This is a genomic window from uncultured Cyclobacterium sp. (genome assembly GCF_963977555.1).
GTDB lineage: Bacteria > Bacteroidota > Bacteroidia > Cytophagales > Cyclobacteriaceae > Cyclobacterium.
Window position 1 is genome coordinate 245,159 of sequence record NZ_CAXBPD010000007.1, and the last position, 26,057, is coordinate 271,215.

21 protein-coding genes are annotated in these 26,057 nt (G+C 39.2%); 9 read left to right on the forward strand and 12 right to left on the reverse strand.

What is annotated here, in order from left to right; translation table 11 throughout:
• Window positions 1-87: 87 nt before the first annotated feature.
• The 7 genes from AAC073_RS11085 to AAC073_RS11115 form a co-directional block, all read right to left on the reverse strand.
• Entirely contained in the window at window positions 88-852 is a 765-nt protein-coding gene (locus AAC073_RS11085) for a hypothetical protein (protein ID WP_339923898.1), read from the reverse strand.
• Window positions 853-1,049: 197 nt separating this feature from the next.
• On the reverse strand, window positions 1,050-3,926 hold the full coding sequence (locus AAC073_RS11090) for a TonB-dependent receptor (RefSeq protein ID WP_339923899.1): 2,877 nt from the start codon (window positions 3,924-3,926) through the stop codon (window positions 1,050-1,052).
• A gap of 96 nt (window positions 3,927-4,022) precedes the next feature.
• Complete coding sequence (locus AAC073_RS11095; RefSeq protein WP_339923900.1) at window positions 4,023-5,525, reverse strand: hypothetical protein; 1,503 nt, start codon at window positions 5,523-5,525, stop codon at window positions 4,023-4,025.
• A 368-nt stretch (window positions 5,526-5,893) separates the two neighbouring features.
• A complete protein-coding gene (gene uvrA / locus AAC073_RS11100; protein WP_339923901.1) occupies window positions 5,894-8,743 on the reverse strand; it encodes an excinuclease ABC subunit UvrA in 2,850 nt (949 codons plus the stop codon).
• 269 nt (window positions 8,744-9,012) lie between these two features.
• The gene (locus tag AAC073_RS11105) at window positions 9,013-10,680 is read right to left on the reverse strand and encodes a hypothetical protein (protein WP_339923902.1); all 1,668 of its coding nucleotides are present in this window, start codon (window positions 10,678-10,680) and stop codon (window positions 9,013-9,015) included.
• A 61-nt stretch (window positions 10,681-10,741) separates the two neighbouring features.
• On the reverse strand, window positions 10,742-11,683 hold the full coding sequence (locus tag AAC073_RS11110; protein ID WP_339923903.1) for a lytic transglycosylase domain-containing protein: 942 nt from the start codon (window positions 11,681-11,683) through the stop codon (window positions 10,742-10,744).
• A gap of 4 nt (window positions 11,684-11,687) precedes the next feature.
• On the reverse strand, window positions 11,688-12,404 hold the full coding sequence (locus AAC073_RS11115) for a TIGR00730 family Rossman fold protein (protein WP_339923904.1): 717 nt from the start codon (window positions 12,402-12,404) through the stop codon (window positions 11,688-11,690).
• 176 nt (window positions 12,405-12,580) lie between these two features.
• Here AAC073_RS11115 and AAC073_RS11120 point away from each other — a divergent pair, with 176 nt between their 5' ends.
• The 4 genes from AAC073_RS11120 to AAC073_RS11135 all read left to right on the forward strand — a co-directional run bounded on the left by AAC073_RS11120 (window position 12,581) and on the right by AAC073_RS11135 (window position 17,044).
• Window positions 12,581-13,942 carry an SLC13 family permease gene (locus AAC073_RS11120; RefSeq protein WP_339923905.1) on the forward strand — a complete coding sequence of 454 codons (1,362 nt, stop codon included), beginning with the start codon at window positions 12,581-12,583 and terminating at the stop codon, window positions 13,940-13,942.
• A 17-nt stretch (window positions 13,943-13,959) separates the two neighbouring features.
• The gene (gene denD, locus AAC073_RS11125; RefSeq protein ID WP_339923906.1) at window positions 13,960-14,919 is read left to right on the forward strand and encodes a D-erythronate dehydrogenase; all 960 of its coding nucleotides are present in this window, start codon (window positions 13,960-13,962) and stop codon (window positions 14,917-14,919) included.
• A gap of 15 nt (window positions 14,920-14,934) precedes the next feature.
• Entirely contained in the window at window positions 14,935-15,687 is a 753-nt protein-coding gene (locus AAC073_RS11130; RefSeq protein ID WP_339923907.1) for an SDR family oxidoreductase, read from the forward strand.
• 361 nt (window positions 15,688-16,048) lie between these two features.
• A complete protein-coding gene (locus tag AAC073_RS11135) occupies window positions 16,049-17,044 on the forward strand; it encodes a hypothetical protein (protein WP_339923908.1) in 996 nt (331 codons plus the stop codon).
• A 272-nt stretch (window positions 17,045-17,316) separates the two neighbouring features.
• Here AAC073_RS11135 and AAC073_RS11140 read toward each other — a convergent pair whose 3' ends face one another.
• On the reverse strand, window positions 17,317-18,162 hold the full coding sequence (locus AAC073_RS11140) for an SDR family oxidoreductase (protein ID WP_339923909.1): 846 nt from the start codon (window positions 18,160-18,162) through the stop codon (window positions 17,317-17,319).
• A 159-nt stretch (window positions 18,163-18,321) separates the two neighbouring features.
• Between AAC073_RS11140 and AAC073_RS11145 the strand changes: the two genes are divergently transcribed.
• Window positions 18,322-18,699: a helix-turn-helix domain-containing protein gene (locus AAC073_RS11145; protein ID WP_339923910.1), complete on the forward strand. Its 378-nt coding sequence runs from the start codon at window positions 18,322-18,324 to the stop codon at window positions 18,697-18,699.
• A 244-nt stretch (window positions 18,700-18,943) separates the two neighbouring features.
• A complete protein-coding gene (locus tag AAC073_RS11150) occupies window positions 18,944-19,939 on the forward strand; it encodes a YhdH/YhfP family quinone oxidoreductase (protein ID WP_339923911.1) in 996 nt (331 codons plus the stop codon).
• A gap of 87 nt (window positions 19,940-20,026) precedes the next feature.
• Here the strand turns inward: AAC073_RS11150 and AAC073_RS11155 are convergent, their stop codons facing one another.
• Genes AAC073_RS11155 through AAC073_RS11165 form a run of 3 tightly spaced genes read right to left on the reverse strand, consistent with a single transcriptional unit; the run spans window position 20,027 to window position 23,505 of the window.
• Window positions 20,027-20,923 (reverse strand): hypothetical protein, encoded by an 897-nt coding sequence (locus AAC073_RS11155; RefSeq protein ID WP_339923912.1) that lies wholly within the window; start codon window positions 20,921-20,923, stop codon window positions 20,027-20,029.
• 8 nt (window positions 20,924-20,931) lie between these two features.
• Complete coding sequence (locus tag AAC073_RS11160) at window positions 20,932-22,782, reverse strand: beta-ketoacyl-ACP synthase III (protein WP_339923913.1); 1,851 nt, start codon at window positions 22,780-22,782, stop codon at window positions 20,932-20,934.
• 3 nt (window positions 22,783-22,785) lie between these two features.
• A complete protein-coding gene (locus AAC073_RS11165) occupies window positions 22,786-23,505 on the reverse strand; it encodes a sterol desaturase family protein (protein WP_339923914.1) in 720 nt (239 codons plus the stop codon).
• A gap of 335 nt (window positions 23,506-23,840) precedes the next feature.
• Here AAC073_RS11165 and AAC073_RS11170 point away from each other — a divergent pair, with 335 nt between their 5' ends.
• From AAC073_RS11170 to AAC073_RS11180, 3 genes are read left to right on the forward strand one after another with little or no spacing between them, the layout of a single operon-like run.
• A complete protein-coding gene (locus tag AAC073_RS11170) occupies window positions 23,841-24,587 on the forward strand; it encodes a YHYH protein (protein ID WP_339923915.1) in 747 nt (248 codons plus the stop codon).
• A 7-nt stretch (window positions 24,588-24,594) separates the two neighbouring features.
• Entirely contained in the window at window positions 24,595-25,230 is a 636-nt protein-coding gene (locus AAC073_RS11175) for a hypothetical protein (protein ID WP_339923916.1), read from the forward strand.
• A 32-nt stretch (window positions 25,231-25,262) separates the two neighbouring features.
• Window positions 25,263-25,430 carry a hypothetical protein gene (locus AAC073_RS11180; protein WP_339923917.1) on the forward strand — a complete coding sequence of 56 codons (168 nt, stop codon included), beginning with the start codon at window positions 25,263-25,265 and terminating at the stop codon, window positions 25,428-25,430.
• 11 nt (window positions 25,431-25,441) lie between these two features.
• Here the strand turns inward: AAC073_RS11180 and AAC073_RS11185 are convergent, their stop codons facing one another.
• Window positions 25,442-26,053 (reverse strand): HmuY family protein, encoded by a 612-nt coding sequence (locus tag AAC073_RS11185; RefSeq protein WP_339923918.1) that lies wholly within the window; start codon window positions 26,051-26,053, stop codon window positions 25,442-25,444.
• Window positions 26,054-26,057 lie beyond the last annotated feature (4 nt).

Sequence of the window (26,057 nt, forward strand, 5' to 3'; positions counted from 1 at the left end):
TCAGCCAGTTTAATGCTAGCGAGTGTTGCAATCGCAATAAAAACAGGCTTTGGAGATTTTGTCCGCCGTGGCGGATCAACAGTAATTTTATCGAGAAGCTGACAGTGATAAATTTTGCTTCAAAAATGCTGAAAACCCTATAATTCTTTCCGATTTGTACATCTTTAGGGCAGAGACACTGAACTGATAGGCGAGAAGTTCATTGTCATTATTATAATGATTGATAGCCTGATTAAAATATTGAAGGCCAACTAAGCTTTGGAGGTCTATCTTCCTGAAAATTGCAGGAGTATTTGGTTCTTCAATGCTTGCTAAAACACCCCATGGACTGGTAATATTCTCTCCGGTATAGAACTTGGCCATATAGGTTTTAAGGGCATCGTCTTCCAGAATAAAACCACTTAATGGGTCAGTTACCTCCAATATTACTTCCTCATTTGCGACTTCCACTTTTAAAAAAACGTGATAGGTGGTCTCTATTATGTCGAATTCAAAACCAAAGTATTCTAGTAGTCCGGACAAAATCAACGAACCACTAACGCAGTCATAAGCTCCAGAAGTAAATGTATCTTGAACCATACTAAATTGCTCATAGTTACGAAATATCCGCTGATGAGAGCGATAAAATATGTTTTTCACCATTTTTTTGGTCCTGCCCAGCTTGGAAAAGTCTTTATTCAATTGCTCATGTAAAGTGGTGAAATCCTCACTCTCCATGCGCCAGGATTTCAACAATGTCGAAGGCTCAGCTGGGGTTGAAATAGTCGACAAATAGGCATGGCTTTTAGCCTTAACCGTTTCCGAAAAGGAAGCCAATAAAAGTAAACCCAACAGGAGTAGTGCCTTACGCATTTGTCTAAATTAATATACTGTTAACTAAAGTTAACAATTTCTTAACATACAGACAAAAAAATATCCTCCCAATTGGAAGGATATTTTAAAAGATCAAAATAAACCCGGTAAAAACAGGTAATTGAATGGGTTATTAATACCTATAAAAAATAAATTGGATATAATTTTCAATTAGCTAACCATTGCGCATCCAAGGTTTAAAAAGCATAAGAAAAATTAACATTGAGGAGTGTTCCTGGACTTAAGGTAGAGAAGACCTGGTCTTCTGCACCATAAGAACGGAAAACCTCTTTTCTGGACTGATTCAGTAGGTTTTGAACATTTATACCTGCTTTCATCTTTTCATCTGTTCCAAATGTTTTATTGATACTGAGATTAACTGCATGAAAAGGTACCGTATAAGTATCTGTTCTATTACCAAAGCCTATATAATTCAGGGTCGACCCTTGCATGTTATAAAAAATACCAGCTTCTATCCCAGAAACGAAATTATTATAACTCAAACCGGTATTGATGATATAAGGAGCCTGCCCTGACATGTCTCTTGTATCTTCAATGGTTTCGCCTTCCCTGGCTGTAAGTTCCCTAGATCGCAATTCAGCCTCTGACATTTTAATTTTTGACCTTGTGAGGGTACCATTAAAATTGAAAAAGAAGGTCTCAAGTGCAGGACTTAGGAAGGAGAGTGATTTACGCAGCTCCAATTCAATTCCTGCCACAGTTCCATTCCCAACATTTCTGGGCTGAAAAGCACCAGGATCAGAAAGAAACTGCACCATCTCAATAGGTTTGTCAAAGGTTTTGTAGAAAGCACTTACAGAAAATAACTGGCCACCAGACAAGAATTGTTCCCATCTTAAATCAAAATTATTGATCCTGGTAGCTTGCAAATTACCATCCCATAGTATTTCCGTTCCACCATCAGTTGTTTCTTGAAACAGCCCCCCAACAAAGGTCCTACCCGTGATAGGGTCAAGGATTTCTGCAAAAGACATTTCCTTAAAGGAAGGTCGGGCAATGGTACTTGAAAAAGAAAAGCGAAGATTCTGACTATCCTTTATACTTCTTATCAAGTTAACCGTTGGGAAAAAGTCCAAATCTCCCATTACTTTTTCATTGTCATAAACAATGGTTCGGGTTTGATTTGAACCAGTATAATATTGGTCAAACTTCTCTGCCCTTAGGCCTACAATGGCTTTTAGATTTTTTACGGGAGAAAATTCACTATGAACATACAATCCAACATTGGTCAAATTGGCCTCATAGCTATTAGGATTATTGGGAATAAACAACGGACTATATCTGATACCATTTCTGTTGTCTTCAGAAAATAGGTTTTCTTCGATAAGCACTTGGTTAGGATCACCTGTGAAGGTAGAATTACCTGTTGCAAACTGAAAATCTTGAATAAGAAAATCTCTTTGTTTGTAAGCATAAGAGGATCCAAATCTCAATTTAGCGGATTCCCCAAAAAGCAAATGATTTCTGGTAAGGTCAAGTTTACCAATGAGGTTTTGTTCGTCAAGTGAACGCCAAATCCGTTGAGGCAAACCCACCTCTGAAGAAATGGTCTTGTTTGGCTCCCTAAACCTAAGTACCCTCACATCAGGATCTTCAATGGTAGACAAGGTAGGTGCAATTTTCCAATCCATTTCCCAATCTCCATCTTTACTATAGTGAACTCCACTTAACATTAAATTGGTTAATGCCCTTTCACTGTATTCAATATTGTATTGATCTGCTTCAAAAACAGCTCCTAAATTGGAGTTCTTAAAGTCAAAATTACCAACTTTTGAAGATCCATTTTGCAGGTGGATAAAATTCAGTTTGTACTTGGAAAAATCAGTTTTATAGGCAATGCCAAACAGTCCGCCAAGCAATACGTTGCTTTCTCCATAGTTACCTACAGATTTTTCCAAAGGCTCTAATTCCGTTTCACCTGTTTCTCTTGGCTTAGCATACAGATTAAATTCCGCACCCTTAAAAAATTCAGAAGTGTTTTTGTAAGTAACCGCAAAATTATATCCAAAAGTATTATCCCTATGCTTGAACTGATCTCCAAGCGAAAAACCAAGAGAGTAATTCATCAAATTTTGTTTTTTAGTACCTCCGAAAACAGGGTTAAAATCACGCAAAACACTTTGATAAACCTGGCCTTGTTCTCCTCCAGGGTTCCCTACTACATCTGCATATTGTGGTATTTCAGCTATACCTTTGGTGGGTATGTCCCTAAATCCATTGTCAAAACCTAAAAAATCTGTTGAACTACCTTGAGTAGAAAGGAAATCTGAGTTGAAGTGCATGGAAGGATTGTAACCACCACTAATTGAAAGGCGCATTGTTTTCTCTTCAGGAAAATCCTTTGTTTCAATATCCACTATTCCTCCAGTAAAATCTGCGGATAGGTTACTGGTAAAAGATTTAGATACGATAATATTGTCAATAATATTGGTAGGGAAAATATCCATCTGAATGGTATTTCTATCAGGATCTAAACCAGGAATATCAACTCCATTCAAGACTGTTTTGGTATACCTGTCTCCTAGGCCTCGAATGTAAACATATTTTCCACCTTCAATAGAAACGCCAGTAACACGTTTAATTGCAGAAGCCGCGTCCCCATCTCCAATTTGACGGAAAGCTGCAGCGGAAATTCCATCCATTAACTGTGGGGCATTTCTTTTAACAGTCATTAAGGCAGCTTCAGTTGTTCTGATGGCTTCTGCAGTAATGGTTACGGTCTCAAGATCAGAAGTAAATTCTGACATCATTAAGTTATCTACTATTGTGACCTCCCCGCCCTTCACTTCAATTCCTTCCAATTGAAGGCTATTGAAGGAGATAAATGAGGCTTGTATATTATAATTCCCCTCAGGAAGCTGAATTTCGAAATCACCGTCGAAATCGGTAACTGCTCCTTTTTGAGCACCTATTACTGAAACAGCAACGCCAAATAAGGGTTCTCCAGTACTCTCATCGAATATTGTCCCACGAATAGTTCCATTCTGAGCGAATAAGCTTGTTGACAAAAGCATGAATCCAATAAAGATCAAGCTATTGGTAAATCTTTTCATTTTTAATTTTTATTTATTGTAATACAGCGAATAGCTAAAAAAGTGAAGGAAAGGAATGCGGTTTGCATTCCTTTCAAAAAATAGTGGTTGGTATTATTATAAGTTGTCTAAATTTCCAGCAACTGAAGTCCAAGTCCAGTCATTGAATACTGTTTTATCAGCTCCAACCGTACTTGCCTCAGCAGTCACAGCAGTGGCATGTGCAGAAGTGCCATGTTTGAAGACCTCTGTAAGTGCTACTCCATCAGCTAAAACTACCTCAAGGTTTTCAAAAGATAGAGCTCCATTGGCAAAATTGGCAACAGTTGCATCACCACTTAAAGACAAGTCACCTCTGCCATCAGTTGTAGATGGGTCATCAAAACCTTGGAAAAGAATGTTTTTGAAAGTACCTCTAGCACCATCTCTGAAGTCACCTAGTTCTGAAACATTGTTTCCTACAATGATTCCGTTTTGAAGGGTATGTCCATCATTAAAGGAACCTTCAGGGCCATCAATTTCTAAAGCATGATCCGTAGAACCTCCGGTTATGACTATAAAATTATCAAGTGTTCCTGACCAAGCCATATCAGTATCTAAAGCATCATCACCTGCGTTCCAGATAATCGCATTTTTCACACTTACTGTTCCTCCAAACCATTCGATTCCATCATCCTGATTACCAATAACTTCTATATTTTCAATAATTGTTTTAGAACCTACAGAACCTAAAGTCAAACCATTGATTTCATTTCCTTCACCGATATTGGCTCCACCATGTCTGATAGATATGAATTTTAGTTTTCCAGAATAGTCTTCAGGATCATCTCCACCATGAAGGCCATTGGTATCGGAAGGTGGAATACCTTCAATTTGAACTTCTGAAACATTTCCTGCAAAAGAACTTGGCGCTTTACCTAGAACCAATAGTCCTCCCCATAATCCATCAATATCAGCATCTAAATTAGGGCTTGCCACCATTCCAGGCATGATTTCATCAGCGATGGAAGTAAATATAATAGGCTGATCAGCAGTACCTTCAGCTTCAATTGTTGCTCCTCTAGCAATTACCAAAGCTGTAGCATTTGCGCCTGATCCAGCTTCGCCCTTAACAATAACTCCTGGCTGTATGGATAACTCAACACCGGCCACTACTGTGATTCTACCTCCAAGGACATATATTTTACCAGTTTCCCATACCATGTCAGAGGTAATGTTATCTTCTATTTTAACAACAGATACGGCACCCCCTACAGAAACTACGAAAGTAGAAGTCTGCGTATCTCCATTAGCGTCGGTTGCAATGAACTCAAAAACCAAATTTTTGTCTGCATCTTCAGTAGAAGCTGCATATGTAAAGTTGTGAACTGCTGAAACCTCTCCGTTATAATTAATTGTTTCAATCGTGGTCCCATCTTTTTTTACCACCAAAGAGGTTAAACCATCGGCTGCGGTAATGTTAGCCTGTACAGGATCGATGTCTTCACCGGTCTCAACCGCTACTGTTGCTGGAATACCAGAAATAACAACTTGGTTATTTGGGTCATCCTCATCGTTACAAGCTGTTAAAACAGTAACAGCTAGTGTAGCGATCATCATCCAATTAAATAAATTCTTCATAGTTAGGTATTAGATTTTCAAGTCTGAATTAGATTCAGGCACAAAATTGACTCAAAAATCTATTACCCAATAAAAAAGTCAATTATGAAATTTTAAAATTAAAATCAGGGAATTAATTTTCTCTTAACATTGGCGTGGAAAAGGGCCCTATTGGTTCCTCCACGCGTTAACAACACTTAATAATCAGAAGATTAGGATACCAAAAAGCATTCGAATAGCAGAAAAATATAAGGTTAAGACCACAAAATTAGAGGACGTAACTAGAAAACCCAAGCCTCAGCCACAAGGTGAAAAATTTACCTGCTGCTTTTATACCTCTTGCTCGATAATATCACAGCAAATATGGGGTAAGGAGAATCGTTATAATTTTACGTCTGTAATTCTCCGTTCTTCTCAAGTTCTTCCTTTAAAAATCTAGCGGTATGGCTACTAGGGTGATTGGCCAACTTTTCAGGAGTACCACTGAAGAGAATTTCTCCACCTTTTTGCCCCCCTTCAGGCCCTAGGTCAATTACATGGTCCACCACTTTAATAACATCCATATTGTGCTCAATGATTAGCACCGTATTTCCCTTGTCTACCAATTGTTGAAGTACGCCTAACAACAAACCTATGTCTTTGAAATGCAATCCTGTGGTAGGCTCATCCAATATATAAAAGGTTTTGCCTGTATCTTTCTTAGAAAGCTCAGTCGCTAGTTTTACCCGCTGTGCTTCCCCTCCAGACAGTGTGGTGGCATGTTGGCCTAAGGTAATATAATCTAGCCCTACATCATGTAAGGTCTGGATTTTTCTTAAAATCTTCGGTATGTGCGCAAAAAACTCAACAGCCTGTTCCACAGTCATGTCCAATACATCAGCTATGGACTTACCCTTGAACCTAACCTCTAATGTTTCCCGATTGTATCGCTTACCTTTACAGGTTTCACAAGGAATATGAACGTCTGGAAGAAAATCCATTTCAATCAACTTCATTCCTCCACCTTCACAATCTTCGCAGCGGCCCCCTTTCACATTAAAAGAAAACCTACCCGGCTTGTAACCCCTAATTTTAGCTTCCGGCAATTCTGTAAACAAAGCTCGGATATCTGTAAATACGCCTGTATAAGTAGCAGGATTGGATCTTGGTGTCCTTCCTATCGGTGATTGGTCCACTTCTATCACCTTGTCCAAATGGTCAAGACCTGTTATTTCCTTGTAAGGCAAAGGTTCTTTCTTGGAATTGTAAAACTGTCTATTTAATAAAGGATAGAGGGTTTCATGAATCAACGAACTTTTACCAGAACCTGAAACTCCTGTAACACAAACCATCGTTCCCAACGGAATTTCTAGATTTACACTTTTCAAGTTATTCCCACTAGCGCCTTTTAATTTGAGTTTTTTACCTGTTCCTTTCCTTCTTTTCTCAGGAACAGCAATGCTTAACGATCCATTGAGATAATGGGCAGTAAGGCTATTAGAGGCCAAAATCTCTTGTGGCGTTCCACTTGCTACAATGTGGCCGCCATGACGGCCTGCTCCTGGACCTATATCAAGGACATAGTCTGCCTCCATCATCATGTCCCTATCATGTTCTACTACTATCACCGAATTTCCAAGGTCGCGCAAGTCTTTCAATGCATGCGTTAGCTTCACATTGTCTCTTTGGTGCAAACCGATACTTGGCTCATCTAGTATATAAAGCACTCCCACTAATTGCGTTCCTATTTGAGTTGCCAGGCGAATTCTTTGGGCCTCTCCCCCAGACAAGGTCCTCAGAGGGCGATTGAGTGATAGATAATTCAAACCTATGTCTAGCAAAAAGCCAATTCTTTTTCTTATCTCTTTCAATACCTCCGCGCCAATGATTTTCTGACGGTCGGTCATTCGCTCTTCTATATTGGTAAACCATTCCCCAAGAGTAGTGATATCCATTAGTGCCAATTCACCAATATGTTTTTCTGCTATCTTGAAATGAAGTGCTTCTTTCTTTAACCGATAGCCTTCACATTCGGGGCATTGGCGGGTGCTTGTGAAATCAGCAATCCATTTCTGAATTTTATCAGAGCCACCCTCTTTTTGTTTTTGGAGAAAATTGAGAATCCCTTCAAAGGTAGTGTTCCATTTAGTTCCTGGGTATTTTACCGAATCCACGGCCACGTCCATTTTATCCCCATACAATAAGGTTTGAATGACCTTATCATCCAACTTTTCTATGGGCGTTGCCAAGCTTCCTTTATAGCGCTTTAGTATGGCTTCAATTTTTTTAAAAATCCAAATATCCCTGTATTCCCCCAGAGGAGCTATCCCTCCACGGCTAATGCTTAAAGATGGATCTGGAATCACACTTTCCTGAGTGATTTCTTCAATCACTCCCAGCCCATTACATGAAGGACAGGCCCCATAAGGACTATTAAAGGAGAAAGAATTTGGTGCTGGCTCATCATAGCTTAGCCCAGTAAGTGGATCCATTAGGTATTTAGAAAAATGATGAATTTCACCCTCTTCATCAAGCAACATCATTACCCCTTTACCATGTTGCAAAGCTGTTTTTAGAGACTGAGAAATCCTATACCGGTCCCCTTCTTCTGCAAGAACTCGGTCCACCACTATTTCTATATCATGGATCTTGTAACGGTCCACTTGCATTTTGGGCTCCACTTCCACTATCTCTCCGTCTATCCTGACTTTGGAGTAACCCATTTTACGGATCTGCTCAAACAATTCCCGATAATGACCTTTACGGCCTTTCACAACGGGCGCCAAGATGGATAGCTTTTTGTCGAGAAAAACGTTAAAAATCTGAGCTACGATCTGATCTTCTGTCTGTCTAACCATCTTTTCACCAGAAAGGTAGGAGTAAGCCTCCGCTGATCTGGCATACAAAAGCCGCATAAAATCATAAATCTCAGTAACAGTCCCTACTGTCGAGCGGGGATTTTTAGAGGTCGTTTTTTGCTCAATAGAAATTACGGGAGAAAGCCCATTAATTTTATCCACATCAGGCCTTTCCATGCCACCTAGAAAAGAGCGGGCATAGGCAGAAAAACTTTCCATATAACGCCTTTGCCCCTCAGCATAAATGGTGTCAAACGCCAGTGAACTTTTGCCACTACCACTCAAGCCTGTAATGACCACTAATTTATTTCTGGGTAAAGTAAGATCGAGGTTCTTGAGATTATGCTCTCTGGCCCCATATATTTCAATATGCTCTTGAGAAGGTTGATTTTCTACTGACATTGGATATTTTTTCGCTTGTATTGGTTTAACCTGAATGAGGTAATTACTATTCTAATTAGTGCAAAATCTACTGAGATAGCACAGGACAATTTTCACCTTTTCTGACTTTGATGGGGCCGATTGTTAGTTATGAAATCAATGGATCCCTTAATCTATTACAATTCCCTCCTTCTTCGTTGTTTTTTTTAAATACACAGAAAGCCTGACTAAAAAGAACATAACTAAGGTAAACCTAAAACCAGACAAATGGTTCATTTCCAAGTAAAGGTTTAATTGGTTTGCTTCTCTCTGAGGTCTTGCTCCGTGTCTCCCGTAATGGTTGATTTCAGCCCACTCAATACCAGGTTCCACCAATAATGGAAAATAAATTTATGCTCGGCTCTCCGGAAATAAACTTCTCCCTTCTGAAGGTCTCCTGATTTTTGAGGGTTATGTGTCCTAATCACTAGCTTATTGGCTAAGAATGCACCAATATTTCTAAAAACATTTTTATTTCGCTTATAATCTTTATCAAGGATTTCAATTTTCAAATCAGAATATCTTGCTATTACGTCGCCAGTGCCATCAATGTCATTTGCTACAATATTAAAGTCCAGCTTGTCTAATCTTCCTTGGTCCAAAGCTACTCTTGTGGCCGGCATGATCATATTGTTCAGGCTGGTCAAATCCATCTGACCAACAGTCCCCTCCAGCAGAAACCTTCCATCTTCATCGTTGATCAGGTAATTGGCCTGCAAATCTATCTGGCCTTCTCCCATTAACCTTCCTTTAACGTTCATCCTTAAAGTATCATTTAGCGCTAGCTTATCTGCATAATTGGTGAATCCTAAAATCTCTCCATTAACTTGGTCAAAAAAGATCTTTCCCGATGATGGGGCTTTGGTATCTGGCCGCTCCTGATAGGTAATTGAAGTATTCTCAAAATTAATTGCCTTCAACCAGATACTTTTGGGCAAGCCTTTGATAATGTCATGGACCATTTTAGGCCTCTTTGAGGTGTCTTCGACTTTCCTTTTGTCCCTAAAAACTTCCAGTTCCAAATGATCCAATTGCACCTTGTCTGCTGCAATTTTACCTTCTCTAAAATAGGATTGAAAATCCATCCCGGATATTTCTAACTGCGCATTGTTAAACTCCATCCAATTGGTCTCCTTTTCAAACCGATTGATATAAGAATATTTAAGCAGTTTATTTTTAAAGGCTGCTTTTTCAATACTTAATTTCTGTTCTGTTGTATTAAAAGATATATCATTGGCTTCAACCACATTTATATAGTCATTGACATGTAGCTGAACTTCACCTAAATATCCCTCAATAGTATTGACAGTAAATAGGGCCTCCTGACTTTCAAGGTCTTGTTCACTTAGACTAAAACCATCAGCAAAAATAAACAAGTCATTAATCAACAACCTGGTAGAGTCTGTTTCACTGTCTCTGTTTTCAAAAGAAGCTTTATTTATCCGGAAATGATTGACACCAATCTTTTTATAATTCTCTCCTTGATTACCATTTTCCTCCCCCATTTTATCTGCAATTTCCTCCAGGTCTGGGGTGATCGTCTCCAAAACCACATCCTCGATGTAGGCAGAGTCTAACTTAATGCTATTGTAAAACAAAAAATCTACCCAACGGAAACCTGTCAGGCTGGCTTCCTTGAAAGTAAGGTTAAATTTAATTTTATCCTCCTCCATTAATTCCTCACCAGGTTGGATATTTACCGAGTCCATTTTTAAAAAGGTGCCCTGGTAATTATAATCAAGTCTGATTTTACCGAAGTTGACCTCATGCCCTGCAAATTCGTTGGTACGAACAATCATATTACTAACTATCCGCTCGGCATTATTATTAAGGTAACTATTTACCAATAATGGCAATAGATAAAAAAAACCAAGCAAAACTAGCCCAATAATAAAGGTTATGAGGAAAGGTTTTTTCATAAGAAGGGATTTATTTGCCATTCAAGATAATCATAAAAGCGAATTCCTTTACAAAAGAATTTTATAAGGGCAATTTTATGATATAAGAACTACCTTTTCGTACATTAAGTTTAGTATTAATTAGCCAAGGGTTATAAATTTTAACTTCCTTATAATTGCTATTCTGTTCAATGGCCCATTCTGCAAGGTTTTCGATGCTTTCAGTGACTTTAATTTCCCTAAGAGGAGGTAAAGAGTACAAGTCTTCATTTTGAAGTTCGAAACCATACTTGCTTTGATTTTCAAAAATTTCCTTCATTGCCAGGATCCTAAAGATATACCTGCTGGTTTCCTCATTGAGATACAGGTCATAATAATCAGGGCTAAGTTGTTGGTTTTTTCTCCTTGCTATGCCTGCCATGCCCATATTATAACTGGCAGCGACACTGGTCCAATTTCCAAATTTACCATAGGCAGCACGAATGTATTTACAGGCAGCAATGGTTGCTTTTTCAAAATGGTACCTTTCATCCACATCCCGATTCACCTCCAAACCAAAATCTCCGGCAGTTCCCTTCATAAATTGCCAGAAACCTTTTGCCCCAGCTGGAGAAGTGACATTTAACAAGCCCGACTCGATGACAGCCACATATTTAAAATCATCAGGTATGCCATTTTCTTTTAATGTCTGTTCGATAAAAGGGAAATATTTTCCTGACCGCTTCAGCATAAACAAGGCATTTGACTCCCAATATGCGTTGACGTAAATTTCTCTTTCGAACCTTTCAAATACATCAGGCTGATCAACGGGAGCTTTTTCACCTGAAAATTCAGGTTTTTCGGGAAGGTCAAAAATTTTAACCCGCGGATTCGTTCTTGTCTTCCCTGCCCTTAATTCGGCCACTGCTCCTTCCTCTGGTTTTAGTTCAGGCTTTATTTCCTTGCTTTCAAAAAGCAAATAGCCAATAATTAGGAACTGCAACGTAACAAGGAAATACAGGTTATAGGTATGCTTTTTTTTCAATTTCTTAATAATTTGGAGACAGTAGATACTTGTTATAAAAATCGTCTATTGCTTTCACTGCATCATCTGCGGCATCTACAAGAACAAAAAGATCAAGATCTTCCTTATTGATGTTGGCATTGGATTCCAGCATGGTGGTCTTGATCCATTCAATCAACCCTTGCCAATAAGCCTTGCCCACAAGGACTATTGGGAAACGTCCAATCTTTTTGGTTTGGATAAGGGTCAAGGCTTCAAAAAATTCATCCATTGTCCCAAAGCCTCCAGGCAAAACGATAAATCCCTGAGAATATTTGGTAAACATTACCTTACGGACAAAAAAATAATCGAAGGTAAGCAGTTTATCAGGGTCTATATAAATATTATTAAATTGTTCAAATGGCAAAACGATATTTAAACCTACTGACTTGCCTTTTTCTGAATGCGCCCCTTTATTTCCTGCTTCCATAATACCTGGGCCACCTCCTGTAATCACCCCATAACCATGCCTTACAAGTTTGGCTGCAATGGCCTCTGCTTTTTGATAATTGTGGTGGTTTGACGCTGTTCTGGCAGAGCCAAAAATGGAAACACAAGGCCCAATTTTGGCAAGCTTTTCAAAGCCCTCTACAAATTCACTAATGACTTTAAATATTACCCAGGAATCTGCACTTTTTATTTCCGCCCAATCTTTTTCCTTAAACGCTCTTCTTATTTTATCCTCCTCTTTTCCATCTTCCATGGTATCTCAATCAAATTTTTACCTGTAAACTATAACCTATAACTTTTTCCTAATGTAAACCATCCGAATTGAGCAAACAAACGACTTTTATACAAAAAATGAAAATGTTTACATTAAAATTTCAATTTTAAAATGCCCAACCATTAGATTTCAGAATATTTTACCTTATTTAAAGTATGGAATCAATTTATCATGCTGACTTTTGGCCATTTGCCATTCTATTGTCCAGTATAGCCCTGGTCGTAGTTTTGGTTTCAAAATTTAAATTTCACCCTTTTATCGCCTTGGTAGCTGCCGCCGTCTTTGTAGGCCTTTTGACACCAGACCTAATGGAAAACAAAGGCATCAACGCTGCGCTCGATGAACCCATGATTGCTTTTGGTATAATGGCAGGAAAAATAGCATGGGTCATTGCTTTGGCTGCAGTAATAGGTACGGCAATGTTGGAGAGTGGTGCAGCAGAGAAAATCGTGACCCAATTGCTAAACAAAATGGGGGAAAAACAAGCCGCTTTGGCCTTGCTTATTGCTGCATTTTTACTTTCCATTCCTGTTTTTTTAGATACAGTTTTTTTCTTGCTTATCCCCTTGGGTATTAGCCTTGCCCTTAAAACAGGTAAGAATTATATCCTTTATGTAATGGCCATAGGTGGTGGAGCTGCCATAACTCATAGTATCGTTCCTCCTACACCTGGCCCACTTATCATGGCCGAAAGTTTGGGGATAGAGCTGGGAACAGTGATTCTTTCTGGTATGATTTTGGGAATTATTCCCGCCCTATTGGTACTATTTATTGCTAAAAGAATCAATGAAAAAATGGATGTTCCCATCCGGATAGCATTACCAGTCAATGCTGGGGATGCCTCTCAAATAGCTTTGACTTGGGCACTTGCTCCCATCGTTCTACCCATTCTTATGATTGGTTCAGGCACGATGGTTCAGGCCATAACTGGCCATGTTCCCGAATGGTTGGTTTTCATTGGCAATAAAAATTTAGCAATGGCTGCAGGAGCTGCTTCAGCCCTGATTTTGTGGGCCAAATCGGAAAAGATGGGCTCCAAGGAGCTGTGGTCCAAAGTTGGAAAGCCTTTGGAAATCGGAGGCATCATCATCCTTATCACCAGTGCTGGTGGTGCTTATGGTGCCATGATCAACAATAGTGGCATTGGAGAAGCAATTAGATTGGCTACCCAAAATTTCCCACTGCATTTTATTCCACTGGCCTGGCTCATCGCTGCAGTGCTTAAAACCGCACAGGGATCGGGAACTGTTGCGATGATTTCCAGTGTGGCCATCATGTCTGCACTTATAGGAGATGGTCAATCCCTGGGTTTCCATCCTGTATACCTATTAATGGCCATGGGCTTTGGCTCCCTATTTATATCCTGGATGAATGACAGCGCCTTTTGGGTGGTGGCAAGAATGAGTGGACTAACCGAAAAAGAAGCACTTAAAACCTGGACCTTTCTGCTAGCTTCCATTTCACTGGTAGGAATGGCGCAAGTATGGATGCTGTCCTACCTATTCCCTTTTGTCTAATCAAAAAACCCAAATAAATGAATGTACTGATCATAGGAGGTGGCGGATTTATTGGTAGCAGACTCGCTACAGAATGGCTACAGCAACACCCAGAATCCAAGGGGAAAATAACACTGGTGGACCAGGCCTTTTTGGAAAACATCAAAAATAATCCAGGATTTGAATGCATTGCTGGAGATTTTAGCGACCCCTTGCTAATTGATCCGTTTTTAGAAAAAAAGCCCGAACTGATATTCCACCTGGCAGCAGTGGTCAGTGGCGAAGCAGAAAAAAACTTTGAACTGGGAATGCGGGTAAACTTATACGGATCTTTGCACCTGCTAGAAAAATGCCGGAAACTGGCTTACTGCCCGATAGTGGTATTTGCTAGCTCCTGTGGGATTTTTGGTGGTGATGTAAATCAAGTGCTCACTGAAGAAACCGCGCCTAAACCCAAAAGCTCCTATGGCACCCAGAAAGCCATGGTAGATTTGCTGATGAATGATTTCAGCCGACGTGGTTTTGTAGATGCCAGGTGCCTGAGGCTCCCAACCATCACGGTTAGGCCGGGAAAACCAAATGCAGCCACTTCATCCTTTTTAAGTAGCATTATTCGTGAACCTTTAAACGGCAAGCCTACCAGTTACCCCGTCGCTCCTTCCTCTCCTTTTTGGATTTTGTCTCCCAAACAAGTGGTGAGAAATTTTATCCATGCAGCTAGTTTGTCGGCCAAATCGATTGGTGATGACCGTACGATAAACCTTCCTGGTATAACCGTAAGCGTACAAGGGATGATCGACAGTCTGGAAAAAGTCACACATGAAGGCATTACCGATCTCATTTCCTATGAACCAGATGAATTTCTCCAAAGCATTGTCCTTACCTGGCCTCCAAATTTTAACACCAAAAAAGCAGATGCTTTAGGTTTCACTGCAGACAAGGACACCACAGAGATCATTACCAATTATATTCAAGAAGAGCACATTGAGGTACCCTAAAAATAAACCCTAATTATGAAGACTACAATAAAAACCGCCCTAATCACCGGAGCAGGTTCAGGTATAGGAAGAGCCGTGGCCCAAGCCCTGGCCAAGGACAATTGGACACTCATATTAACCGGAAGAACAAAGGGAACGTTGGAGGAAACCGCGAAGATGTGTGGCCAAGACAATCTTTTGATAATCACCACCGACATCACATCACCTGAAAGTGTGAATGCATTGTTTGATAAAGTGCGGGAAAAGTACGGACGTTTGGACTTGCTTTTTAACAATGCAGGGATCAATGCCCCAGCTATCCCATTGGAAAACTTGAGTTATGAAGATTGGAAAAAGGTCATTGACACCAACCTTACGGGAGCATTTCTCTGCACCCAACAAGCCTTTAAATTAATGAAAGCCCAAAGCCCAAAGGGTGGTCGTATCATCAACAATGGCTCAATCTCTGCTCATGCTCCCAGGCCAATGTCTGTGGCCTACACAGCAAGCAAACATGCAGTAACAGGACTCACTCAATCTACTATTCTTGACGGGAGGGACCAAAACATTACTTGCAGTCAGATCGACATAGGTAATGCCAAAAGTGACATGACCAAAAAAATGGAAGAAGGCACCCTACAAGCGGATGGTTCCCGAAAAGTAGAGCCCACAATGGACGTCAATGAAATTGGCCGTGCCATTGTCTATATGGCAAGCCTTCCTCCTGCTGCCAACATTCCCTTTATGACCATTATGGCCAATGGTATGCCGTATATAGGGAGAGGCTAATCAAATCAATAGAACGATAATAATTCAAACCTTTAGAAAGCCTATTCTTGATAGGTTTTACAATCTATGGCAAACCTTGCCTTTTCATGCATTGGAAAAATGAAATTTCTAGGCCCTAGATACCTGAGATAGCAATTTTTTATTGTCATACCGCTGTAAATGGAAGCATTTTTGCTAGAATAATTTATCTGAAAATGCCGGAAATTCTAGTCAAAACAATGTATTACTAACAACAGCTATACATAAACCATCATTTACCGGAGAGGTAAAGGAAAGCATTTCAATGAGCTGAATGGTTGGTAATGGTGGCATGCTTGATTAAGTCGGCAAGAAAATATTGTGAATTCAACTGATACTCTCAATGGACATTATTTTACTATTAAGTGGGATTATTATAGTAATCATAACCAATATTGATGCCTTATCCACCATTCTTCGGCTCAATGGAGGAAGCAAAATTTCAAACTTTATTGCAAGAAATGTATGGCGTATAAGTGTTTTCGTTTCAGGAAAATTTTCAGGCATATCCATTTTGAGCAATATAGGGCCCTTAATTGTAGTGACTTTGTTTTCATTATGGGCGGTGCTGCTTATGATTGGATATGGGCTCATTTACAATTCATACGTCAACTCAATAGTAGAAACTTCAACTGAGCTACCTGCGAGCATCACCGCAAAATTTTACTATGTTGGCTATACATTGACTTCACTTGGCAATGGCGACCTGAAAACCGGGAATGATTTCTGGCGCATTGTTTCGAATTTCACGGGTTTAAATGGTATGTTTTTATTGTCGTTAGCGATTTCCTATTTCATACCCCTAATGAATGCTGTAGTCAAACAACGAACATTGGCAACTTATATATCTAATTTGGGAAAATCACCACATGAAATAATTTTAAATGGCTGGAATGGGAAAAATTTCAACCTAATTCATGATCAATTCAAAGAGCTGTACCCCATGATTTTGTTGCACTGCGAACAGCAATTAGCATATCCGGTTTTAATGTATTTTCATTCCCCAAACCCCAGTTATTCAACTCAACTTAATCTTGCCAAATTGGATGAGGTTTTAAGCATTCAAGAGGTGTACAAGATTGATAAATCTGACAATGCTTACATATGGGGAAATTTACGAATGGCAATGGATAAATATTTGAAGGTGGTAAAAAACTCCTATTCATTTAAAAAAGTAGACGTTCCTGATTTTCCTTACAAGGATAATTTATACTCATTAGATATCTCCGTTTCGGAGCCTTCGGCAACCAAACTGTTAAATAAAATTGAAGATAGAAGAGCATTTATAGCTAGCTTGGTTAAAAATGATGGTCGGAATTGGCAGGATATAACTGGTTGAGTGATTTAATATTGAGGACCTGTTCTTCAAATTTAATTTTATTATAATGAGGTCGTATTTAAGCTCTTTTGTAATATTATTACAGTCCATTAGATTGTATATATGCACTTCAAAAACTATAAATACGCCGGCAAACCATTTCCCAGGCTGCTGAAGCATCTACTAAATTAAACTCTTCGCATAGACAAAATACCAATAAACCAGCCCAGGTAAAAATCTGGGCTGGTTTGATTAAGTGGAGGTTCTTATATTTTTCAAGGAGTCTTGCCATGCTAAGCCAAGGCATCAGAAACGGCTTTGCTTAAAGGGGTGCTTGGTCTCCCGATCAATTTTGAAAGTTGGTGACCTTCATCGAACAAATCTCCTTTTTCTGTAGAAACGTGACTTGAGGCTAGAAACTGGGCCAAGCCTTCTGGTAAGCCACTCTTTACTAATGCCTGGGCATAATCATTCTCAGGTAAATTTACATAAGGGATTTCTTTTCCGGTTTGACGACTTATTTCAGCCGCGTAATCCCTCATTGTGAAAGCCTCGTCACCGGCAAGTTCGTATACTTTTCCTTCCTGATCTTCTGAGTTTAATACCGTAGCCGCTGCTGCAGCATAATCTCTTCGGGTAGCAGAAGAAATCTTCCCATCTCCAGCACTTCCATACAAAGTACCTAAACCAATTACTGGCTGTAGCGACTCTGTATAATTCTCTGTGTACCAACCATTACGTAGGATCACATGAGGAATACCTGATTTTTTTAATACTTCTTCTGTCCCAATATGCTCGCCCGCCAGCCCTAATGTGGAACTGTCCGCCTTTAACAAACTCGTGTAAACGATTGTCTTGACTCCAGCAGTTTTGGCGGCTTCAATCACATTTATATGTTGGGGCAATCGTTTTCCGATTTCATTTCCCGAGATCAACAATAGTTTGTCAACCCCTTTTAAGGCTGCTGATTGTTGCGCTGCTTGATCATAATCAAATTCCCGTGCCTCCACACCTAAATCTGCAACCTTTTGTGGGTTTCTAACCAATGCCACAATATTATGTGACGAGGTTTTTTCTTTCAATTCTTCAATTACCAAACGTCCAAGTTTTCCTGATGCTCCTGTTACTGCTATTTTCATTGTTTCAAGTTTTATTTTAACCCCATTTTTTTTGATTACCTAAAGTATATTAGTTACTTTTGGTAAGTCAAAGATAAATAGTAAGTATTTATTAAACAACAACTTACGAAGAAGTAGGAAACTTACCTCAAGGTAAGTAAAGCAATAAATCAACTAGTTATGAGTAAAAAAATATTTGAAAAAAATGAAGACTTTGAAAATTGTCCCGTTCGAAATGTAATAGACAGGATAGGTGATAAATGGTCCGTGTTAATAATATTGCTATTGGAAGAGGAACAGGTTTTGCGCTTTAACGAGATCCATAAATCCATTGGAACAATTTCTCAAAAAATGCTTACGGTAACCTTAAAGTCACTAGAATCGGATGGTTTGGTGAAGCGAACCGTCTTCCCTCAAATCCCACCAAAAGTAGAGTATGAATTGACCCCAAGGGGCAAATCCCTTTTGCCTCATCTTTTCGCCTTAACGGAATGGGCAAACAATAATATGAGTGATATTAAGGTATCCAGAGAGCAATATTTCAAGGTTAATTCTTAGGAATTATACTAATATTTGACAAATTATTGCCTTCTGACTTTAATTGCGTAATTGTGGATAATACAAACCCAAAGTAGCGCTTAATCCTATTTTATAAGACCACACCAGCAATGGCTTTGGTTTTAAATTGATATTTAGTTTAGAAGGCACACTAATTGATGGATAATCATGAAATAGTAATGTAAAAGAATCTAATATTGAACTTTCAAAGGGTGATAACCTAAAACACTAAAAATAGCAGTATATGAATGACAAAGAATTTAAGGCATTTGTGGTAGAAGAGAAAGATGGTGAATTTAAAGGATCCATTAAAACAAAAAAAATAGACGCCCTACCCAAAGGTGATTTACTAATAAAAGTATCCTACTCCTCTCTTAATTATAAGGATGCGCTTTCCGCATCAGGGAATAAAGGGGTCACAAGAAATTTCCCTCACACACCTGGTATTGATGCTGTAGGAGAAGTGGCTAAGTCTGAAAATGCTGGTTTTAGTGTTGGAGACAATGTCATCGTTACCAGTTATGACCTTGGTATGAATACGGCTGGAGGATTCAGTGAGTACATTCGGGTTCCCGCAGAATGGGCGGTAAAGCTACCAGAAAACCTGAGCATGAAAGAGGCTATGATATATGGAACAGCAGGATTGACCGCAGGAATGTCTGTATTGCGGCTAACCGAATTGGTAAAACCCGAAGACGGTAAAATTCTGGTTTCCGGCGCCACAGGTGGAGTTGGCGCATTAAGTGTGGCAATTCTTTCCAAATTGGGCTACACCGTTGTAGCCATCACGGGCAAAGAACATGAAAAGGATTACCTGATGAAACTTGGGGCCAATGAAATAATATTGCGTTCTGACTTCGAAAATTTAGACAAACGTCCTTTGTTAAAGCCTATATGTGCTGGTGGAATAGATACTGTTGGAGGTACTATTCTTGAGAACATTATTAAATCTACGAAACCTATGGGAGTCATTACTTGCTGTGGGAATGTAGCCTCTCCAGACCTGAGCCTGACCGTTTTCCCATTTATCCTAAGAGGTATTACGCTTATAGGTATTGATTCGCAAAATTATCCAATGCGCTATAGAGGGCAGGTTTGGAATAAATTGGCCAAAGATTGGAAACCTTCACAATTGACGGATACTTGTGATGAGATAACACTTGAGGCACTGCCTGAAAAAATAGCCCTTATGCTTAAAGGGAAATTAAAAGGTAGAACAGTCGTAAAACTAGATCAATAACTTAGCAGAGCTACCCTACAAAAAGTTAATTTTTACTTAAATCGGGCTTATGCGATAAATTCATTTTTGCATAAGCCTGATTTTTTTTCACCTCTTAGGCATTACCACCCCGTCAGCATTTTTATTCAACTTCATTTTCACCAATACTTCGTGCAGCGTTTCTGCGGCTAGCCCATGGAGCACCAACCTATAGGCTGCACTGTATGTGGTGACTGGGACCATTGGGTGTTTATTGTTGATCAAACCGAGGTGGCCTGGTGTACCTAGAATTTGAGAAGCATATATGGCGATTGTTTCATCCAATTGCAAAGAATTGGAGGCCCTGATAAAGTCATTGGAGGTAAGAAACAGTTGATAGAATGGAGTAAAAAGTTCTATGGCAGACCTCAAGTCCAGAATATTTGTCCACCGGTCGGGGAAATCAATATGATCAAATTGATCCTCAGTGATCATACTTAGGTTAAGCTGGTCTGGGGGACCGATGGTAATGTTTTTCTCCCTCAATTGACGGTTTAATAGAATTACGAAATTGTACAAGTTCAAATCATGTTTTAAAAACAGGTCATCTTTTACATCTTCAAAATTTTTCGGCTTTAGTGGACTTCCCACAATTTCCACTTTCGGTATATTGCCTCCAATAAACTGTAATATCTCAGTACCAATATGAAAATGCCTAAAGATAAGCAGATTGGCATCAGGGCTAACAAAACGCTTGAGCCCCCAAGCCAAAATCTTATGCAGGACTTTTGAAGAATTGATAAGTTTGGGAAAGAAAAACTTAATAATATGGATGAAGAACATGGTGATCTTGGATCCTATTTCTATAAAAGGCAGCAAGTACCTTACAGATCTGGAGGAATTGTCCCTCATTAAAACCAATTTGGTGGTTTGATTAATCGGAATGCTATCATCAAGAAATAAGGCCAACCAAGGATTGGGATCCCTTTCATCATGTTTCGATAAATCTAATATATTGTCTTTCATACTGCTCGCTAATAATTCCCTAATTCTTCCAATTGCATTTGGTATAACTTCGCCGTTGTTTTCGCTGTTTTAACAATCGCCTTCGCAAGATCAATATTCATTTTGGGATGGTTCATTGCCTCCTCTAAATTATGAAAATGATTTTCATCAGCCGTACCATGATAGGTGAAGAAAGAAACCTGGCTGCTTTTCAATTGCAACTGGTCTTGCATCATTTTACCCCAAAAGCCGGCCAATCGTTTTCCAATACCCTCAATAATAAACATCGCCCCAAGCAAATCAATGGGATTGGGTTTGCTAGCTTGCTGAAACATAAAAGAAGTCAAAGCCACAGTACCGATGTTTTTTTCGCCTGACCTTATGGTGTCCAGACGCTCCCCCAAAGCCTCAAAATTCCGTTCTAGCATTTGGTAATCTTTGTGTTCGGTTGCAGTGTGTTTAATAAATGCAGACCGCAATTCAAACAAGTCAATGTCAATATTTGAGGCAGCCCTGGATATCCACTGGGAACCATCTATTACTTGCTGCCTTAAGTCTGTTAGCAGGAGCTTATAATCAGCCATACTCAACTTTCCATCTTGAATCTTGGCCACTACTGGCACTTTAAGCAATGCCGTTTCAAAATCAATCCAGACCTGGGCAAGGTTTCGAACCAACCACTCTGAAGTTTCATTCTTATCAATAATCAATTCAGGTGGTTCTATTTCTCTCATTGGGTAAGCCTTGGTTTTCAAATTAGCATCACCTACTACGGTTAAACGCATATAAGAAGTGATAAATCGACCACTTTCTGGCACCATACAGAGAATGGTATCCCCAGTATTTAGCTTACCGGAATACATCAATTCCTCCAACATTATAAAAATAGAAGCCGCCCCGGTGTTTCCTTTCGAGGTGAGATTGCTGAACCATTTCTCTTCAGCTATGGCTCCTCCTCCTTTTTCCATTAGCTCTGTGATCGTATTTTTAAAGATCTCCGAAGAATAATGGCAGCACAACCAATCGATTTGGGATGCCTTAATTTTTCCTTGGTCGATTAGCTCAAAGTAATGTGCAACTCCTGTTTTAATCACCTTCTCTAAGAGCCTGGTATCCTGTTTCAGATTTATCGCTCCCGCTTTAGAAGCTTCCTCATAACTTGAATAATCCAGCCAGGTTTTTTCAGTTTCGTTTTTATTGTCCGTCTTGCCGGTATACATGCAAACGGGAAATTCATTCGCATAAGATTTAATGTCGATCCAGTCTATTCTTAAAGAAATTCCCTCCTGGTTTGCCTTGTTTTGCAATACGAAGGCACCTGCTCCATCAGAAAGCATCCAACGTAAAAATTCAGCATCAAATGGCAAGGATTCAATCCCCTGCGCTTCAAACCTTGATGCTTTAAACATTCGACTTGGAAGCTCACTTCCTACACAAACTGCATTTTGTTTTTCTTCACTTTTTATTTGACTATAACCATTTTTCAATGCCATGATACCACTTGCACAAACACTTTGAAAACTAGCTACTTCACAGCGCTTGAAGTCCAAACCGGCATGCACCATGCTGGCAAATCCTGGTATTGGCAAATCTCCTTGGGTGGTCCCAGTACACAATAACGCAATATCAGCAGGCCGTAAATTGCTTTTTTTAAGGGCATTTTTTACCGCATTTACAGCCATCTGCGCATTGGAATGGGTGGTGTCTTGCGATTTGTTTAGGGCATAATACCTCGTTTTTATGCCATTTTGTTTCAGAATGCGCTCTTTCACACGGCTATCCTTACCGTTTATTCGACCCAAAAAATCTTCCATCTCTTCGTTTGAAATGGGTTCATTGGGCAAAAAGGCACCGGATCCGGTTATATATACTTCGTTCATCTGTTATCTGTTCTGTCTGGAAAATATTTTATCCAGAAAATTAAGGGCAAAACCATAATTTTTCCTGCCCCTGCTATGATGCTCATTGTGATAGGTACCAAAGTGCTCCCACCCATTTCCTGTGCCATTTCCAAACCTATAATTACAATGCCCTGCGAAATTCAATAAAATACTTATCAGAGGAAAGATGAAAACAGCAAGTATTGCAAAGGGCATAAACGGCAATATGGTCAAAGGCACTGTGCTTAATAAAAAGGCCTCCACCCAATGAAAGCTATATACTGAAAATACTGTTGGGACATGCGATTTATGGTGAATGCAATGGACCTTTTTCATCATGAATTTTTGGTGCATTAAGCGGTGCACCAAGTAAAAGTGAACCTCGTTCCATAAAGTAAGTGCAATAAGCCCCAGCAATACTGTGAGCCAGGTATTGGGCAATAATTCTATAATACTTAAACGAACAAAGTAAATTACAGGTATAATCGAAAACCCAAATACCACAATAGATTTCAGGGAATGCTTAATTTCAAAAATGACTTGGCTTCGAGAAACTATTTCAGGTCGAATTTTATGAAGTAAATTATGGGATTCCAAGTACTTACAAACGGCTAAAAACAGGGAACCTACACCAAAATAAAGGACTAGAAAATACCCAAACGAAAGTCCAAATAAGGTAAGGTAGGAATAGTCGTATAATACGTGTTCTATAAAAGGCTCCATTAGGTATTTGAGTTTTTACCCTGTAGGGTTTCAATACCTAAAGATAGGTATTTCTTCTGTTTGTCATTTAGCATTACGTCGAGCATTGGGCTAAGGTTTGAGCCACTATAATCCTTAAATGATTAAGGAAGTTTAGCAACAGTTGAATTGGCCTTTCCAATGCTTACTAACCCTAATTTCGTTAAATGTTGAGAGGGACTGTATTTTTAAGGGATGGTAAGCCTTCAATGATGAGAAAAGTACTTCATTCTCTTCTAGATCATCGTTTATATTGTGAAAATCTAATAACAAAAATAGTAACGAAGGATTATTAAAGAAACTGCGTCTAAAGAAACATGAACAAAGCATTTTATCTAATACTCTTGATTGGTTTAGCTTCCTGTGGAAGAGAAAGACCACCTGTCACCCCCGGAGATGTTTCCATCGCTTCTGTAGTTCAATCCAATTATAAGAATGATTACACCCATGAAGTGAGTGTTCAAGTAAATGGGGATAACCTAACCATCAACAGTACTGGTTTACCGGATCACAAAACACCTTATTGGGGTAAAGGACATGAGATGTACGAGGAATTTCCCGGAAGAAACCATGCCAATATGAACACGAGCATGATTTCATTCAATTATTCTATGACCATTCCCATTTTACCCAATGAGAGTTCTTTTAAAGAAGAAACTGAATTAGGCCCTGTAGGAATGGCGCTTAATGGTGTGCCAATTTACAATGATTATGAAGGGGGTGGGCTTTTGCAAGAAAATGCATGGGGAACCTTTGATGCCTCAGGCGGACATCCGGGGCCAAGAGAAGATTACCATTACCATAGCGAGGGAGCTTACCTTACGGTCGATGACGCCAATTTAATTGGCTTTTTAAGGGATGGCTTTCCGGTATATGGCAGGAAAGACATGGATGACAGTTACCCTGCCGACTTGGATGAAAATGGGGGACATACAGGCGTTACTTCTGATTTTGCTGAAGGAATTTACCATTATCATGTAAGCAATGAGGTTTATTCTACCTCAGGTTTATACGTAATAAAATCTGGTGCTTATCATGGAACAAAAGGGACTTTCACTCAATAAAACAATTATGGCTTTAAGGTTAACCCGAATCCTGAAATATTTCTTTGTTCTGCTAGCAGGGTGTAGCATTGCTTCCTGTAATAATTATGCTAAAGGAACGGGAGATGAATTTTTGCCGGATTATTGGGTTGACACCTCCGAAATTCCAAATGACACCATAGCTTTTAATGCGCCTAACCTTACCTATAAAAACGGGGTCTACTTTTTATCAGGCAAAGCATACTCAGGTATAGTGCACAAAAAACAAATAGGATACAATATAGACACCTACAGTTCTGTACACAATGGGAAGCTTCATGGTACTTATGAAAGTTATTACCCAAGTGGAAAAATATTTGAAAGTCGAATGTATAAAAACAACCTCTCTGTTGGTAAGCAGTATGGCTATTGGGAGGACACAGGGAAGTTAAAATTCGAATACAATTACTACAATAACAAAAAAGAAGGGGAACAAAAAAGCTGGTATGCTAATGGGGATCTTTCTTACAGCTATCATTATAAAGATGACAAACAAGAAGGACTACAACAAGCCTGGAGACTAAATGGCAGTTTGTATAGGAATTTTGTAGTTAAAAACGGGACAAGGTATGGTTTACAGAAAACCACTACCTGTTATGAATTGGAAGAAGAAGAAATAAAATGATTTCATATTAAAATTATTAATCGCCTCATGTTATGAAACCTTTAAATCAGAACATTCAAAACCAGGGCTTTAAAAATGACAGTTACAAAGAATTTCTTAATCGCCTTAAGAAAATTAACATTGACTTGGATAAAGTAAAAGAAACCCTGCCAAAAAAACGTGAATTTTTCGACAAGGCTCAGGACACCGGATCTGATTAATGAATATATAATTACTCGAAGACGGTAGTGCCATTTGGTTGTAATACATACTGGAAGGTATAAGTAGCCCCTTCATCCGTGAGTGGATTCAATTCATCATCTGAAGGATTCCCCTTATAGTAGCTTAGGATTTCTACTTTTGCATAATTACCTAATGCCGTCTGTAGTAAAATCACCTTGCCCGGAATAGGTTTAATCGCATGAGTGCTTGGGTTATAACTGTACCAGCCATTACCGCTTCCAGTAGGAATTGCCAATTCTGTTTCTGTATCCAAAGTAAAAGTAGCGGTTTCAGGCACTTCCTTAATTTCTTGGAAAACACCATCTACCAAAGTGGCCCTGACATTTTTGGCAGCATTCGTACGGATAGTAGTGCCTTTGAAAGCAAGGTCCCAGTTCTCATTTTCGGACAGTAACTTTTTTTCACTTAAACTATAGTATTGGAAAGGCTTTTCCTCCACTACCTGTCCTGTACTTCGATCTATTACATCATTCGAAGCAGAAAGGTCTACTACCATTTCAGCCACCAAAGGCAATTGAGGTTCATCCTCATCGGCAGGGTCACATGCCATAAAAACAAATAAACTTAAGAAAAGAGACAATAGCATTGATAAATTTTTCATTTGA